The organism is Collimonas sp. OK607 (genome assembly GCF_900111995.1).
Lineage (GTDB): Bacteria > Pseudomonadota > Gammaproteobacteria > Burkholderiales > Burkholderiaceae_D > Collimonas.
Window position 1 is genome coordinate 42,239 of sequence record NZ_FOKF01000020.1, and the last position, 14,285, is coordinate 56,523.

Consider the following 14,285-nt stretch of genomic DNA (forward strand, 5'->3'; position numbering starts at 1 on the left):
GCTAGCATTCGAGATTGCTGGTCGCAATCAAGATCGATTTTCTCGTATTACTGGTTACGTCAGACCTAAAATTCGTCAGGTTTTGCAGCTCGATGTCATATTGGCCTTGAATGCCGTGACATTTGCAGCGATACCATCGGCCGCATCGGCAACCGTGCGCTGCACGCCGAGCACCAAGGCATCGATACCCGGCATCACCGCTTCGGTTACGCTTAACTGGCAAGCGCTGCTACGGTTACTGTCGGAGCGGGTGATGGTCCAGCCGTAGGTGGCTTGTACCTTTTCCCCAGGTACGGCGTCAAATTCACGCAACTCAACAGCAATCCGATAGACAGGTTGATCTGTCGGCCGGCCGCTGCGGCTGACGTCGATCGCGCCCAGCCGATTGGCGATGGCGCTAGCCAATGCATCCCGCAATTCATTGTTGAACGGCGCCGACCAGCGCTCCTGTTCCAGGATGTCGATCCGCGCGCTGGAAGCGCTGCCGGCGCTTCTGACTACCAGCTGCGGCCGCGCCAGGCGTTCCGGCAAGGTGACCGGCGCGACGTCGATGAATGTTCGCGTATTCTGGATTGCCGGCGCAGGTACGGTTAGGGCCGGCGCCGAGAGCGTATAAAAGCGCGTCGGGGGAGAAGCGCAGCCGGCCAGCAGCAGTGCAACGGCGATAGCGCTGAAACGCGCCGATAAGATCGATGTCATTATTTATTTTCCTCTTGCTTGCCCCGGATCAGTGCTTCCGGATGGCGTTCCAGGTAATCGGTCAAGACCCGTACCGATGCAGCCGAGCGTGTCAGTTCCTGCAAGGTCTGGCGGATGTCTTGTTGCAACGGCGCATTGTCGGACAGGGTGCGGTTAGCGTTGTCCAGCGTGGTGCGGACATCTTTCATTGCAGCCTTGATTTCCGGTGCGACATCGTTATTCAAGCTTTTGGTCAGTTGCTCTGCATTGAGCAAGGTACGGTTCAAAGTGCCCAGCGTTGTCTGCAAATCGGCAGCTATCTTGTCGAACGGCACTTTGCTCAGGTTTTTGGCGATTTCAGCGAGCTGCGACTGGATTTCATCCAGGCTGTTCGGGATGGTGGGCAACTCAATCACAGAGGTTGAGGTATCAAGGGTGACCGGCGGCGCTTTCGGGAAAAAATCAAGCGCGATATACAGCTGGCCGGTCAACAGGTTGCCGGTCCGCAGTTGCGCCCGCAAACCACGGCTGACCATGTATTGCAGACGCTGTTTGGGGGTATAGCTTGTATGCGTGTCGTCTTCCGCGTACTTGCGTCCCAGCCGTTGCGGATAAATCTGCACGGCCACCGGCATACTGAATTCGCGGCGTTTGGTATCGTATTCCAGGCCGATCGATTTCACTTCACCCAGGACTACGCCGCGGAAATCGACGGTGGTGCCAGGCGTCAAGCCGCGCAGAGACTGGTTGAAATACAGCACCACGGTTTCAGAGGGGCCGTCGGGTTGTTTCATGGCGGTTTCCTGGTCTGTCGCCAGGTCGAAGGTAGTGTTTTCCTTGGCCTTCATGCCCAGGTCGTCATCCGGCGACTGGAACGCTATGCCGCCCAGCACCACGGTTGCCAGCGATTGCGTACGCAGCTTGAAGCCGCTGGCATTGATCTGCATGTCGAAACCGCTGGCGTGCCAGAAGCGGGTGTTGACGCCGATGAATTTGTCGTAAGGCGCATCGATGAAAATGCGCAAGGTGACGCCTTTGCCGTCGGCATCCAGATCGTAAGCGGCCAGCTGGCCGACTTTGATCCGGCGGAAATAGATCGGCGAGCCGATATCCAGCGAGCCGATGTCGGCGGCATGCAGCATGTATTGCTTGCCCGAGGCGTCGTGTGTGACAATCGGCTGTACTTCCAGCCCGGTAAACGCGTGTTTTGTTTCCTCGGAGGTGCCGGCGTCGGCGCCGATATACGCGCCCGACAGCAAGGTTCCCAGACCCGAAACGCCGGAAGCTGCTACCCGTGGCCGGACTACCCAAAAGCGCGTATCGGCGGAAGTGAAGCTTTCAGCTTCTTTCGATAGCTGTACATTAGCCAGGACGTGCGAACGATCTTTGCTCAGGGTGATGGTCTGCACCAGCCCGATATCGACATCCTTGTATTTGACCTTGGTTTTTCCAGCCTCCAAGCCTTCCGCCGTGTGGAAAGTGATGGTGATGGATGGCCCGCGTTCGACCAGGATCTTGACCACCAGCGTCAAACCGACCACCGCGGCGACAATCGGGATCAACCAGATCAGGGAAGGTAGCCAATCGCGTTTGCGGCTCAACTTGGGTTCCGGCAAAGGCGGCAACGTGGGAGGCAGTCCGTTTTCATCACTCATCTTGTACTTTCGTTACTTTTGCTTTTAGTCTTATCAATATCATGATCGCTGCTGTCCCAGCTCAGGCGCGGATCGAAGCTGAGCGCGGCCAGCATCGTCAATACCACCACGGAAGCAAACGCCAGCACGCCAAAGCCAGCGGTAATCCTGGCGAATCCCTCAATCTGCACCAGGCCGGCCAGCAGCGATACCACGAATACGTCCAGCATCGACCAGCGGCCGATGATCTCCACCAGCCGATACAATTTGGCGCGCTCCAGGCGGCGCCAGCGGCTGCGTTTTTGCGCCGTCCACGTCAGTAAAATCAATGACGCCAGTTTGAACAGCGGCACCAGGAAGCTGGCAATGAAAATGATCGCAGCCAGTTCCCAGGCGCCGGACACCCAGAAATAGATGACGCCGCTCATGATCGTGTCTTCCTGCACGCCAAGCAAGGTCTTGGTAATCATCACCGGCATCAGGTTGGCGGGGATGTACATGATGCACGCAGCAATCAGGAAAGCCCAGCTGCGCCCGATGCTATCCGGCTTGCGCTGATGCAGTGCGGTGCTGCAGCGTTCGCAGTGTTCATGTTCGCGGACTTCTTGCCAGACCGTACCGCAATGATGGCAGGACATCATGCCGAGCCCCGCAGCTGTCTGTACCGCCAGGTCTTCGTCGGCGGCGGGCACGGAAGCTGTGACGGTGGCGGTGTCGGCGCTCATGCGGAGCCTTCCTGGTTGTGCTCCGAATAAGCCATTTGCCAGAAATACCGGGGATTGAAGGAAATCACTGCGGTCAGCAATACCGTCAGCACCCCGAACGCCCATAGGGCAACGCCGGGGATCACGGTCGCCATGTTCGACAGCTTGACTATCGCCACCAGCACACCCAGCAGGAACACTTCAACCATGCCCCAGGGCCGCAGGCTTTGCATGGCGCGTACCAACCAGCTAAAGCCGGGCGGGCGGCGCTGCTTTGTCAGCGAGACCAGCAGATAAAACAGGAACAGCAGCTGTAACAGCGGAAACAGGATGGTGGTGGCAAGCACCAGCAGAGCCACCAGCGACATGCCCTCGGCGCTCAGCGACATCACGGCGCCGAACAAGGTGGTACGGCTGCTCAAGCCTTGCAACTCGATTTCGACGATCGGGAAGCCGTTGGCAAGCACAAACATGATCAGGCTGGCCACGGTCAGCGGCAAAATCCGCTCACGCTGCCGGCCGGGATCACGTTCCAGTTCAGTGCCGCAACGCGGGCAGTGGGCAATCTCCCCGCGACGTAGCTGCACCTTGCGATACAGCGCATCGCATCCTTCGCAGGCAATCAGGTCGGGGACTTCGCGCATAAACACTTAAAAATTGAGTAGATGAGATTCTAACAATAATCTGCATCACGGCTAGTAATAACCGGCAGATAGTTTGCATGGTGCATCATCTTCACCAGATTTTAGGTCAGAGTTCAGACGCGTCACACGTATTTTTTCGAATGCTCGTAAAATGACGGTTGAATTAAACGATGCTAAAACTAAAACGCGCTGAAACGCACGTTACAGGCATGTCATTTATGTAATTACATGCCTTTTATTCACCGAAAATTTATCAAATGAGCACCACTAACAATAAAAGCAGTTTACCTGCCGCCTTGACTGATCAAAAACTGGAGTACGTGACTTCCTGCGCGCTGCCGACGCCGTGGGCTACCTTCCAGTTGCATGCTTTTATCGAACACGCCACCGGCAAAGAACATCTTGCCCTGACTTTGGGCGAAGTCAACGACGGCGAGCCAGTGCTGGCGCGCGTCCATTCCGAATGCCTGACCGGCGATGCCTTGTTCAGCCAGCGTTGCGATTGCGGCGCGCAGCTGGAAGGCGCCCTGCAAAGAATCGCTACGGAAGGGCGTGGCGCCATTCTGTATTTGCGCCAAGAGGGTCGCGGCATCGGCTTGATCAACAAGATTCGTGCGTATCATATTCAAGACGGTGGCGCCGACACGGTGGAAGCCAACCAGCAATTGGGCTTTGCCGCCGATTTGCGTGACTACAGCATTTGCGAAACCATGCTTGAACATCTGGATATCACGGCCTTGCGCCTGATGACCAATAATCCGCGCAAGGTGGCGGCTTTGCAGAAAATCGGCGTCACCGTGGTCGAGAGGATCCCGTTGATTCTGAATCGCAATCCATTCAATACCCGTTACCTCGATACCAAGGCCGCGAAACTGGGCCACCTGTTGCCGGTTGACGGTCTGGAACACGATCTGGACGAAAACGAGTTGTAGGGCCCGGCCGTAAATTAAATACTGGCATCGTAGGGTGGGCACGCCTTTGTGCCCACGCGTGAACTCACTTCACGTACATACCTATTTCCGTACCACGAGGTTCCGCACTCCGGTTATCGCGGTCACGCGTGGGCATTCGTGCCCACCCTACGGTTGCCTTGACATCAATGTTTCGACGCTACATGCTTGGAGTTCACCACCGCATCGGTCACATTGGCGGGGGCTTCCGCATAGTGTTTGAATTCCATCGTATAGGTCGCCCGTCCCTGGGTCAGCGAACGTAGCGTGGTGGAGTAGCCGAACATTTCGGCCAGCGGTACCTCCGCCCGGACAATCTTGCCGACCCCGCCCGGGATGTCGTCCATGCTCTGGATCATGCCGCGCCGCGACGACAGGTCGCCGATGACATCGCCCATTTTTTCTTCCGGCATCTCGACTTCCACCGCCATCATCGGCTCCAGCAGAGCCGGGCTGGCTTTGCGGCAGCCGTCCTTGAAGGCCATCGAAGCCGCCATCCGATACGCATTTTCGTTGGAATCGACGTCGTGTGATGAACCGAAAAACAGGGTGACCTTGACGTCGACCACCGGATAACCCGCCAGGACGCCGGTAGCCAGGGTTTCGCGCACGCCTTTTTCGACCGCTGGAATATATTCGCGCGGCACGGTGCCGCCCTTGATGGCATCGACGAATTCGAAACCTTTGCCGGGCGCCTGCGGTTCCAGTTTCAACACTACGTGGCCGTATTGCCCGCGGCCTCCCGATTGCTTGATGAATTTACCTTCGCTGGATTCGCAGATTTTGCGTATGGTTTCACGGAAGGCCACCTGCGGTTTGCCGACCGTGGCATCGACGCCGAACTCGCGCCGCATGCGTTCCACCAATACTTCCAGATGCAACTCGCCCATGCCGGAAATGATGGTCTGGCCCGACTCGTCATCGGTTTTTACCCGGAACGACGGATCTTCCTCGGCCAGGCGGCTAAGCGCAACGCCCATTTTTTCCTGGTCGACCTTGGTCTTGGGCTCCACCGCCTGCGAGATCACGGTATCCGGGAATACCATTTTTTCCAGCGTAATGATGCTGCCAGGATCGCACAGGGTATCGCCGGTGCTGGCTTCCTTGAGGCCGACCGCGGCGGCGATGTCGCCAGCGTATACTTCGCTGATTTCGGTGCGGTGGTTGGCATGCATTTGCAATACGCGGCCGATTCTTTCTTTTTTGCCTTTATTCGGATTGAACACCGTATCGCCGGAAATCAGTACGCCCGAATAAACCCGGAAGTAGCTCAGGTGGCCGACAAACGGATCGGTCATGATCTTGAAGGTGAGGGCGGAGAATTTTTCATCGTCGCTGGCGCGCCTTTCGACAATCAGGTCGTCCTGATCATGGCCTTTGACCGGCGCAATATCGGTCGGCGCCGGCAAGAAATCGATCACGGCGTCCAGCAATGCCTGCACGCCGCGATTCTTGAAGGCGCTGCCGCACAGCATCGGCACGATCTCGCCGGCGATGGTGCGTTGGCGCAGGGCCGCCTTGATTTCATCTTCGCTGATATCGGCGCCATCCAGGTATTTTTTCATCATGGCGTCGCTGGCGTCGGCGGCCGCTTCTATCATGCGGCCGCGCCACTCCTGGGCGCTGGCTTGCAACGCCGCTGGAATCTCGATGTATTCGAACTTGACGCCCTGGCTGGCGTCGTCCCACATGATGGCCTTCATCTTGATCAGGTCGACCACGCCGTGGAAATTATCTTCGGCGCCGACCGGAATCTGCACCAGCACCGGATTACCCTTGAGCCGGTCGCGGATTTGCTGGTGCACGCGGAAGAAATCGGCACCGACCCGATCCATCTTGTTGACGAACGCCAGCCGCGGCACGGTATATTTGTTGGCCTGGCGCCAGACGGTTTCGGATTGCGGCTGGACTCCGCCGACGGCATCGTAGACCATGCAGGCACCGTCCAGCACCCGCATCGACCGTTCGACTTCAATCGTAAAGTCGACGTGACCCGGGGTGTCGATGATATTGATCCGATGGATCGGATAATTGCCGGCCATGCCTTGCCAGAAGCAGGTCGTGGCGGCCGAGGTGATTGTGATGCCGCGTTCCTGCTCCTGTTCCATCCAGTCCATGGTGGCGGTGCCGTCGTGCACTTCGCCGATCTTGTGGCTGACGCCGGAATAAAACAGGATACGCTCGGTGGTGGTGGTCTTGCCGGCGTCGATATGGGCGCTGATGCCGATATTGCGGTAGCGCTCAATGGGTGTTTTGCGGGTCATGACGATTTCCTCTAAGAGAAATTATGATGATCAGATTTTTGCAGCTGCTGTGACGTGTGAGCTTACTCGTTTTTTTGATTGTCAGTGGCGGCCGATGCAAAGCACCGCTTTTTGCCTCGCGGTGGTATGCTTGTGGGCTTAACGGTAAGCGACTAAATCTACCCGAATTAGTCCATCCAAATCGTCTCGTATTGTTTATCCTACACCGACCTCTATGAACGCCAGAACTTTTTCCCAGAATACCGCCGCTCAGCGCATTCAACAATTGCGCACCGCAATGCAAAATCACAACGTTGACGCCTGCCTGATTCCTTCGGCCGATCCGCATTTATCCGAATATTTGCCGGGGCGCTGGAAGGGCCGCGAATGGATGTCGGGATTCACCGGTTCCGTCGCCAATCTGATCATTACCGCCGACTTCGCCGGCCTGTGGGCTGACAGCCGTTATTGGTCGCAGGCGGAGGCGGAACTTGCGGGCACTGAAATCGTGCTGATGAAAACACCGACTGGCAGCAGTTTGTTGCATCTGGACTGGCTGGGTGCCAATCTGTCCGCTGGCCAGACATTGGCTGTCGACGGCGCCGTGTTGGGACTGGCCACGGCCCGTGCACTGGAACAGGCGTTGACCAAAGGCGGCAGTAAATTGCGCACCGATCTCGACGTGCTGGGTGAAATCTGGAGCGAACGGCCGGGCTTGCCGATGGCTGAGGTGTATCAGCACGAAGCATCGCATGCGCCGCTGTCGCGTGCCGCCAAGCTGGAACAGTTACGCCAGGCGATGCAACAGCACGGCGCACAATGGCACTTCATTTCCACGCTGGACGATATTGCCTACCTGTTCAATTTGCGTGGCGCCGACGTCAATTACAATCCGGTGTTCGTGGCCCACGCACTGATCGGACCGAAACAAAGCACGTTGTTCGTCGCCGACGGCAAAGTGCCACCGGCCTTGCGCGATCTTCTCAGCCAGGACAACGTCACGCTGGCGCCCTATGAGCAGGCATCCCAATCGTTGGCGGCCTTGCCTGCCGGCGCCACCTTGCTGCTCGATCCGCGCCGCGTCACGCTGGGCTTGCGGCAAGCCGTGCCAGGCACCGTTCCGGGAGCCGTCAAAGTGGTCGAAGCAATCAATCCCACCACGTTTGCCAAGTCGCGTAAAAGCGTCGACGAGATAACGCATGTGCGGGCTGCGATGGAGCAGGACGGCGCCGCGCTTTGCGAATTCTTTGCCTGGCTGGAGCAGGCTGTGGATAAGGAAACCGTTACCGAAGTGATGGTCGATACGCATATCACGGCAGCGCGGGCGCGCCGCCCGGGTTTTGTCAGCCCGAGTTTTGCCACTATTGCCGGCTTCAATACCAACGGCGCCATGCCGCATTACAAGGCTAGCGCTGAATCCCACGCCACCATCAGCGGTGACGGTTTGCTGCTGATCGACTCCGGCGGCCAATACGTGGGCGGCACCACCGACATTACGCGTATGGTGGCGATCGGCCAGCCGTCGGCAGCGCAAAAACGTGATTGCACGCTGGTGTTGAAAGGCGTGATTGCACTCTCTTCGGCGCAGTTCCCGCGTTCTATCAAATCGCCCTTGCTGGACGCCATTGCGCGGGCGCCGATCTGGGCTGCCGGTATCGACTACGGCCACGGCACCGGTCATGGCGTCGGCTACTTCCTGAATGTGCATGAAGGCCCGCAAGTCATTTCCGGCAGCGCCGCGCCGGATCCGCATACAGCGATGGAGCCGGGTATGATTACCTCGATCGAGCCGGGTATCTATCGTCCCGGCCACTGGGGTGTGCGGATTGAAAACCTGGTGCTGAACCAGCCAGCGGAGATCAGCGAATTCGGCGAGTATCTGCGGTTCGAGACGCTGACCTTATGCCCGATCGATAGCCGTTGCCTGGATCTCGGTTTGCTGCGTAGCGACGAGATCGACTGGCTTAATGCTTATCATGCCGAGGTCAGGAAACGCTTGTCGCCGCATGTCAGAGGCGAAGCCAGGCAGTGGCTGGAGAGCCGGACCGAAGCGCTCTGACCGCAATCGTCACTATTGCGTAATCAGTAATGCGGCGGCCGGTCATTGACGGGCTGGCCCGCATTATTGTTATCGGCAGTATCTTTGATGCGCCGCGCCAAAGCCGCGCACAAGGTTTCAAGTTGCTCAATCTTTAACTGTTGCCGATACACCAGCTTGTTCAACTCGTCCAGCATGTCATCTTGCTGGGTAAGCTTGATTTCGATATCGACCATGCGTTCTTCTTGATTCATTTTCCGGTTTCCTTGGTGTTTCATTATTTGTTGCAGGGCAGATGGTAGCGCAATAGTGCCGTCTGCCCCGCGGCATATGCCATCTCATAGCGAAGTCGCTGAGCGGAAATCCGCAATCTCCCGCAGCATGATTCCGGATTTCCGCGCAAAAATCGCCAGGGAATCATCTTTGCCATATGATTATCCCCAGTAAATCAAGCACTTAGATTTCTTTCCTGCGCTGGCACGAAGTCTGCAATGTCTCTCATAAAAATATAACCAACTGGAGACAAAAATGCGCCGCAAAACAGCCGTGCTTTCCCGCTTCAAACCGGTCGCCTTGCATTCCGTCCGGCTATAACCATCGTCAGCTAATCCCCTTTGCCACTTATGCCATCTGAATGGCATGATGTAACTTGCATACAAGCTACAGATGCACGGTGATTGCCGGGATTGTATAAAAAACACTAAAATCAGGAGATATCCATGTCCGCTCTTCATCCGTCCGACCAGGCTACTCATGCCGCCGCCGACACCCGAAAACGCATCTTTGCCATCGTCGGCGCCTCGTCCGGCAATCTGGTCGAGTGGTTCGATTTCTACATTTACTCGTTTTGTTCGATTTATTTTGCGCCGATGTTTTTCCCTAGCGGGAGTCCAACCACGCAATTAGCCAATACCGCAGCCATATTTGCAGTTGGCTTTTTCATGCGGCCGGTCGGCGGCTGGTTATTTGGACGGATTGCAGATAAACGCGGCCGGCGCACCGCAATGATGATCTCGGTGCTGATGATGTGCGGCGGCTCGTTGATGATCGCCTGCCTGCCGACATTTGCCAGTATCGGTTACGCGGCGCCGGCACTGTTGCTGCTGGCGCGCCTGTTCCAGGGTTTATCGGTGGGCGGCGAATACGGGACCAGCGCCACCTACATGAGTGAAGTCGCGCTGGAAGGGCGGCGCGGCTTTTTTGCTTCGTTCCAGTACGTGACCCTGATCGGCGGCCAATTGCTGGCAGTGCTGGCGCTGGTCATCTTGCAGCAACTCCTGACGACCGAACAATTGCACGCCTGGGGCTGGCGTATTCCTTTCGTTTTAGGTGCGATAGCAGCCTTGGTTGCACTTTATTTACGTAAATCGCTGAGCGAAACCTCGACTGCGGAGACGCGCAAGAACAAGGATGCAGGCACCTTGGCCGGCTTGATGAAGCATAAGAGAGCATTTCTGACGGTGGTTGGTTTCACTGCCGGCGGCTCCCTGATTTTCTATACCTTCACCACCTACATGCAAAAATACCTGGTGAACACTGCCGGCATGAGCGCGAAAACCGCCAGTACCGTGATGACTGTGGCTCTCCTTGTCTACATGTTGATGCAACCGTTGTTCGGCGCGCTCTCCGACAAGATCGGCCGTCGTACGTCAATGCTCTGGTTCGGTGCGCTGGCAGCTGTGGCGACTGTACCGATTTTGCATGCTCTCAAAGATGTGACGGATCCTTATGCCGCGTTCGGTTTGATCATCCTGGCATTGGCGATCGTGAGTTTTTATACGTCCATCAGCGGTTTGATCAAGGCAGAAATGTTTCCGACGGAAGTGCGCGCATTGGGTGTAGGTTTGTCATACGCAGTGGGGAATGCTTTGTTCGGCGGGACAGCAGAGTATGTCGCGCTCGAACTGAAGAAGGCGGGTACGGAATCCACTTTCTACTGGTACGTGTCGGCGATGTGCGCATTGGCATTCGTCGTGGCCTACAAGATGCGTGACCCGGAGAAGGAAGGTCTTCTCAAAGACGTTCCGCTTGAAGCGTCGAAATACACCTCGGATGCCCAGGTTGCCGCTGCACGTTAGAGGCCGGCCGACGTTATGACTGCAAGAAAACCGCTGCTATGGACTGTGCTGGCGATCGCCTGCGTCATTGCAGTGGTGTTGAGCACCTACGTCATGGCCAGCAGAAAGGCCAGCGGCGATATCGGTGAAGCCAGCGAACGGCAGTTGCAAATCATTGCGCTCGACCTCGAATCCGTATTGCAGAAATTCGAGACGCTGCCGTTTGCCCTTGGTTTCCAAACGGATGTGTTGCATGCGCTGGCGCAGCCGGACGATCAGCGCAATATTCAACGCCTGAACCAGACATTGCAATTGATTCAGCGGCAATCGAAGGTGGTGGCGATTTACGTGCTGGATCGTAAAGGCCTGACGCTGGCTTCCAGCAACTGGGATACGCCGACCAGCTTTGTCGGCCGGGATTTCGGTTTCCGCCCTTATTTCCGCGAAGCGATCAAAGGTAATGCCGGGCGTTTTTACGGCATCGGCAATGCTACCAATGTGCCCGGTTACTTCATCGCCCAGCCTGTCTATGCCAGTGCGGCAGAAAACGGTACGAACGGCACAAAGGGTGCAACGGGGGCAAAGGCCGCAGTAGGCGTGATGGTAGTCAAGATAGACCTGACCGAGTTCGAGCATACCTGGAGCAGCAGCGAAGAGCCGATTACGCTGGTCGACAGCAGCGGGGTGGTGTTCTTGAGTAATCGCCCAGCCTGGAAATACCACAGCCTGTATCCGCTGAATGGCGCGATACAGCAAGACCTGACCGGCACCCATCAGTACGCGGATCAGGCGATTACGCCGGTGGCGTCGCTGCCGAAGCTGCAAAGGGCGGAATTCGGCCAGCACGTGACACGTGGCGTCGGCCGCCTCGGATGGCAGCTCATGTTATTTCCTTCGCAAGCGCGGATTGCCCGTATCGCCATGCTGTGGACGTTGGCCGCAGTGTTATTACTGGCGATTGCCGGAATCTCCTTGTGGGCGCTATATCAACGCCGGCGGCGGCTGGAGGAGCGGTTAGTATCGGCCGAATACCTGGATCGGACCATCGCCCAACGAACCCAGGAACTGCGGGTGGCGAATCAAACGCTGGAAGCCAAGTACGCCAAATTGAAAGAAACCGAGCACTTGCTGCGTTCAACCCAGAACACGCTGATCCAGGCTGGCAAGCTGGCCATGCTGGGACAAATGGCGGCTGGCATTGCCCACGAGTTGAACCAGCCGCTGGCAGCGATCCGTGCTTTTGCCGACAATGCCATGACTTTCCTGACCCGCGGGCAAGCTGATAAAGCTACTGAAAATCTAAGTCACATCAGCAATGCCAGCGCCCGTATGGGCAAGATAGTCGGGCAACTCAACGGTTTTTCCAGGAAAAGCCATGAGACGGTGGCTGTCATAGATTTGCCGAAATCCATAGAGGCGGCGGCATTGTTATTGAACAATGAATTCCAGACGCATGACGCCAAACTGCAAATCGATATCCGCCACCCGGCCCAGGTGGTTGGCGATTCGGTGCGGACCGAGCAGGTGCTGATCAACCTGTTGCGCAACGCGCTGGACGCGGTGGATAATGCCGAACAAAAAAACGTCTCGCTGCTGCTGGAATGTGAAGCAGGCGAGGCGGTGATCCGGATCCGCGACTCCGGGCCCGGCATTCCGGCGCAGGTCGCTTTGCATCTGTTCGAGCCGTTTTTTACTACCAAACCGTCCGGCAAGGGCCTGGGGCTGGGCCTGGCTATTTCATCTTCCATCGTGCAGGCGATGAACGGCCGTCTGACGGCGAATAATCATAAAGATGGCGGCGCCGAATTCGTGTTGTATTTTCCTTTGCTCGAATCGGTCGAATCATCGGTGGAATCTTGATGGAGGTAACGGTGGCGACACTGGAAGCAATACTGATCGAGGACGAACAAGCGGTGCGAGAGGCGATCGCCCAGACGCTGGAACTGGGTGGTTTCATCGTCCACGCCTGCGATAGCGTAGAGCAGGCGCAGTCGTGGCTGACTTCCGGATTTGGCGGCGTGATCGTCACTGACGTGCGCTTGCCCGGCCGCTCCGGCCTGGAGCTGTTGACGCAAGTTGCAACGTTGGATCCCGATCTGCCGGTGATTGTCGTCACCGGCCATGGCGATGTCAGCATGGCGGTGGATGCGATGCGCGCCGGCGCCTACGACTTCATCGAAAAGCCGTTTGCCGCTGAACGCCTGATGGAGGCAGCTCACCGGGCCCAGGAAAAGCGTAGCCTGATTATTGAGAATCGGCGTCTGAAAGCCGCCTGGGTGGCGCATCCGGATATGCCGAGCCTGATCGGCCAGTCGAGCGCAATCGAGCGCGTCCGAACCATGATCCGCAGCGTCGGGCCGAGCATGGTCGATATCCTGATCAACGGCCAGACCGGCAGCGGCAAGGAAGTGGTGGCGCGTCAGCTGCATGTCGCCAGCGGCCGCACAGGCCCGTTTGTCGCTATCAATTGCGGCGCATTACCGGAAACAATATTCGAAAGCGAGATTTTCGGCCATGAGGCCGGGGCCTTCACCAGTGCCCAGAAAAGACGCATCGGCAAACTGGAATATGCCAAAGGCGGCACGGTATTTCTCGATGAAATTGAAAGCATGCCTTTGGCGCTGCAGGTCAAATTGCTGCGCGTGCTGCAAGAACGCAGGCTGGAGCGGCTCGGCGGCAATGAAGCGATTGCCATCGATTGCCGCATCATCGCCGCCAGCAAGGCCAATCTGCTGCAGATGAGTGCGCAGGGCAGTTTTCGCGAGGATTTGTACTACCGCATTGGCGTGGTCAGCATCGACCTGCCGCGCCTGAACGAGCGGCGCGAAGATATTCCGTTGTTGCTGGCCCATTTCATCCAGGGCGCGGCTATTCGTTATCAGCGGCCGTTGCCGCAATGGACGCTGGCGCAAATGGCGCAATGGCAAACCCGCGACTGGCCAGGCAATGTACGCGAGTTGCGCAATTTCGCCGACCGGCTGGTGCTTGGAGTGGCGGAGGGGGTAGCCGATCTTGCAGGTCAGGGCGATGGCGCTACCAGTGTGCCGCTGCCACAGCAAATGGATAGCTATGAGCGCATGTTGATCTCGGAAATGTTGAATTCGAGTAACGGCAATGTGGCCATCGCAGCGGATCGACTGGGCCTTCCCAAGAAAACCCTGTACGACAAAATCAAGAAATATCAGCTGGCTGCAGGCAAGGCATAAGGCCGGGCCGGATAAATCATATTTTTCCGACAACAAGTTGTTGAAAGTGGGAGATGTTACAAAACATTATTCCACTGGACAAGCGCGCATGAATCTTTATCATTGGCATCTTTTTTAAGATGGATGTCACA

The 14,285-nt window shown here is 57.0% G+C and carries 11 protein-coding genes; 5 read left to right on the plus strand and 6 right to left on the minus strand.

Translation table 11 applies throughout. The features are described 5' to 3' along the window. Positions 1-75: 75 nt before the first annotated feature. From BM029_RS14800 to BM029_RS14815, 4 genes are read right to left on the minus strand one after another with little or no spacing between them, the layout of a single operon-like run. The gene (locus tag BM029_RS14800; RefSeq protein ID WP_092437250.1) at positions 76-699 is read right to left on the minus strand and encodes a PqiC family protein; all 624 of its coding nucleotides are present in this window, start codon (positions 697-699) and stop codon (positions 76-78) included. Beyond that, the gene (locus tag BM029_RS14805; RefSeq protein WP_092437252.1) at positions 699-2,333 is read right to left on the minus strand and encodes a PqiB family protein; all 1,635 of its coding nucleotides are present in this window, start codon (positions 2,331-2,333) and stop codon (positions 699-701) included. Before BM029_RS14805 ends, BM029_RS14800 begins: the two co-directional genes overlap by 1 nt. After that, on the minus strand, positions 2,330-3,037 hold the full coding sequence (locus BM029_RS14810) for a paraquat-inducible protein A (protein ID WP_092437254.1): 708 nt from the start codon (positions 3,035-3,037) through the stop codon (positions 2,330-2,332). The genes BM029_RS14805 and BM029_RS14810 overlap by 4 nt, the downstream gene beginning before the upstream one ends. Then, positions 3,034-3,660 carry a paraquat-inducible protein A gene (locus BM029_RS14815; protein ID WP_092437346.1) on the minus strand — a complete coding sequence of 209 codons (627 nt, stop codon included), beginning with the start codon at positions 3,658-3,660 and terminating at the stop codon, positions 3,034-3,036. Before BM029_RS14815 ends, BM029_RS14810 begins: the two co-directional genes overlap by 4 nt. 257 nt (positions 3,661-3,917) lie before the next feature. Here BM029_RS14815 and ribA point away from each other — a divergent pair, with 257 nt between their 5' ends. Beyond that, positions 3,918-4,592, plus strand: coding sequence for a GTP cyclohydrolase II (ribA, locus tag BM029_RS14820; protein ID WP_092411863.1), 675 nt, complete (start codon positions 3,918-3,920; stop codon positions 4,590-4,592). 164 nt (positions 4,593-4,756) lie between these two features. Here the strand turns inward: ribA and fusA are convergent, their stop codons facing one another. Beyond that, complete coding sequence (gene fusA / locus BM029_RS14825) at positions 4,757-6,874, minus strand: elongation factor G (protein ID WP_092437256.1); 2,118 nt, start codon at positions 6,872-6,874, stop codon at positions 4,757-4,759. Positions 6,875-7,088: 214 nt separating this feature from the next. Between fusA and BM029_RS14830 the strand changes: the two genes are divergently transcribed. Beyond that, positions 7,089-8,912, plus strand: coding sequence for an aminopeptidase P family protein (locus BM029_RS14830; protein WP_092437258.1), 1,824 nt, complete (start codon positions 7,089-7,091; stop codon positions 8,910-8,912). 23 nt (positions 8,913-8,935) lie between these two features. Here the strand turns inward: BM029_RS14830 and BM029_RS14835 are convergent, their stop codons facing one another. Then, positions 8,936-9,145 (minus strand): SlyX family protein, encoded by a 210-nt coding sequence (locus BM029_RS14835; protein ID WP_092411860.1) that lies wholly within the window; start codon positions 9,143-9,145, stop codon positions 8,936-8,938. Positions 9,146-9,610: 465 nt separating this feature from the next. On the opposite strand from BM029_RS14835, the gene BM029_RS14840 reads away from it, so the two are divergent. From BM029_RS14840 to BM029_RS14850, 3 genes are read left to right on the plus strand one after another with little or no spacing between them, the layout of a single operon-like run. After that, a complete protein-coding gene (locus BM029_RS14840; RefSeq protein ID WP_092437260.1) occupies positions 9,611-10,969 on the plus strand; it encodes an MFS family transporter in 1,359 nt (452 codons plus the stop codon). A gap of 15 nt (positions 10,970-10,984) precedes the next feature. Next, positions 10,985-12,808, plus strand: coding sequence for a sensor histidine kinase (locus tag BM029_RS14845; protein WP_092437262.1), 1,824 nt, complete (start codon positions 10,985-10,987; stop codon positions 12,806-12,808). Continuing rightward, entirely contained in the window at positions 12,808-14,154 is a 1,347-nt protein-coding gene (locus BM029_RS14850) for a sigma-54-dependent transcriptional regulator (RefSeq protein ID WP_092437264.1), read from the plus strand. Before BM029_RS14845 ends, BM029_RS14850 begins: the two co-directional genes overlap by 1 nt. Positions 14,155-14,285 lie beyond the last annotated feature (131 nt).

What these genes read in the sequence shown, in the direction of transcription:
- BM029_RS14800 (WP_092437250.1), bottom strand. Translation starts at nt 699, where the DNA reads ATGACATCGATCTTATCGGCGCGTTTCAGCGCTATCGCCGTTGCACTG.
- BM029_RS14805 (WP_092437252.1), bottom strand. Translation starts at nt 2,333, where the DNA reads ATGAGTGATGAAAACGGACTGCCTCCCACGTTGCCGCCTTTGCCGGAA.
- BM029_RS14810 (WP_092437254.1), bottom strand. Translation starts at nt 3,037, where the DNA reads ATGAGCGCCGACACCGCCACCGTCACAGCTTCCGTGCCCGCCGCCGAC.
- BM029_RS14815 (WP_092437346.1), bottom strand. Translation starts at nt 3,660, where the DNA reads ATGCGCGAAGTCCCCGACCTGATTGCCTGCGAAGGATGCGATGCGCTG.
- ribA (WP_092411863.1), top strand. Translation starts at nt 3,918, where the DNA reads ATGAGCACCACTAACAATAAAAGCAGTTTACCTGCCGCCTTGACTGAT.
- fusA (WP_092437256.1), bottom strand. Translation starts at nt 6,874, where the DNA reads ATGACCCGCAAAACACCCATTGAGCGCTACCGCAATATCGGCATCAGC.
- BM029_RS14830 (WP_092437258.1), top strand. Translation starts at nt 7,089, where the DNA reads ATGAACGCCAGAACTTTTTCCCAGAATACCGCCGCTCAGCGCATTCAA.
- BM029_RS14835 (WP_092411860.1), bottom strand. Translation starts at nt 9,145, where the DNA reads ATGAATCAAGAAGAACGCATGGTCGATATCGAAATCAAGCTTACCCAG.
- BM029_RS14840 (WP_092437260.1), top strand. Translation starts at nt 9,611, where the DNA reads ATGTCCGCTCTTCATCCGTCCGACCAGGCTACTCATGCCGCCGCCGAC.
- BM029_RS14845 (WP_092437262.1), top strand. Translation starts at nt 10,985, where the DNA reads ATGACTGCAAGAAAACCGCTGCTATGGACTGTGCTGGCGATCGCCTGC.
- BM029_RS14850 (WP_092437264.1), top strand. Translation starts at nt 12,808, where the DNA reads ATGGAGGTAACGGTGGCGACACTGGAAGCAATACTGATCGAGGACGAA.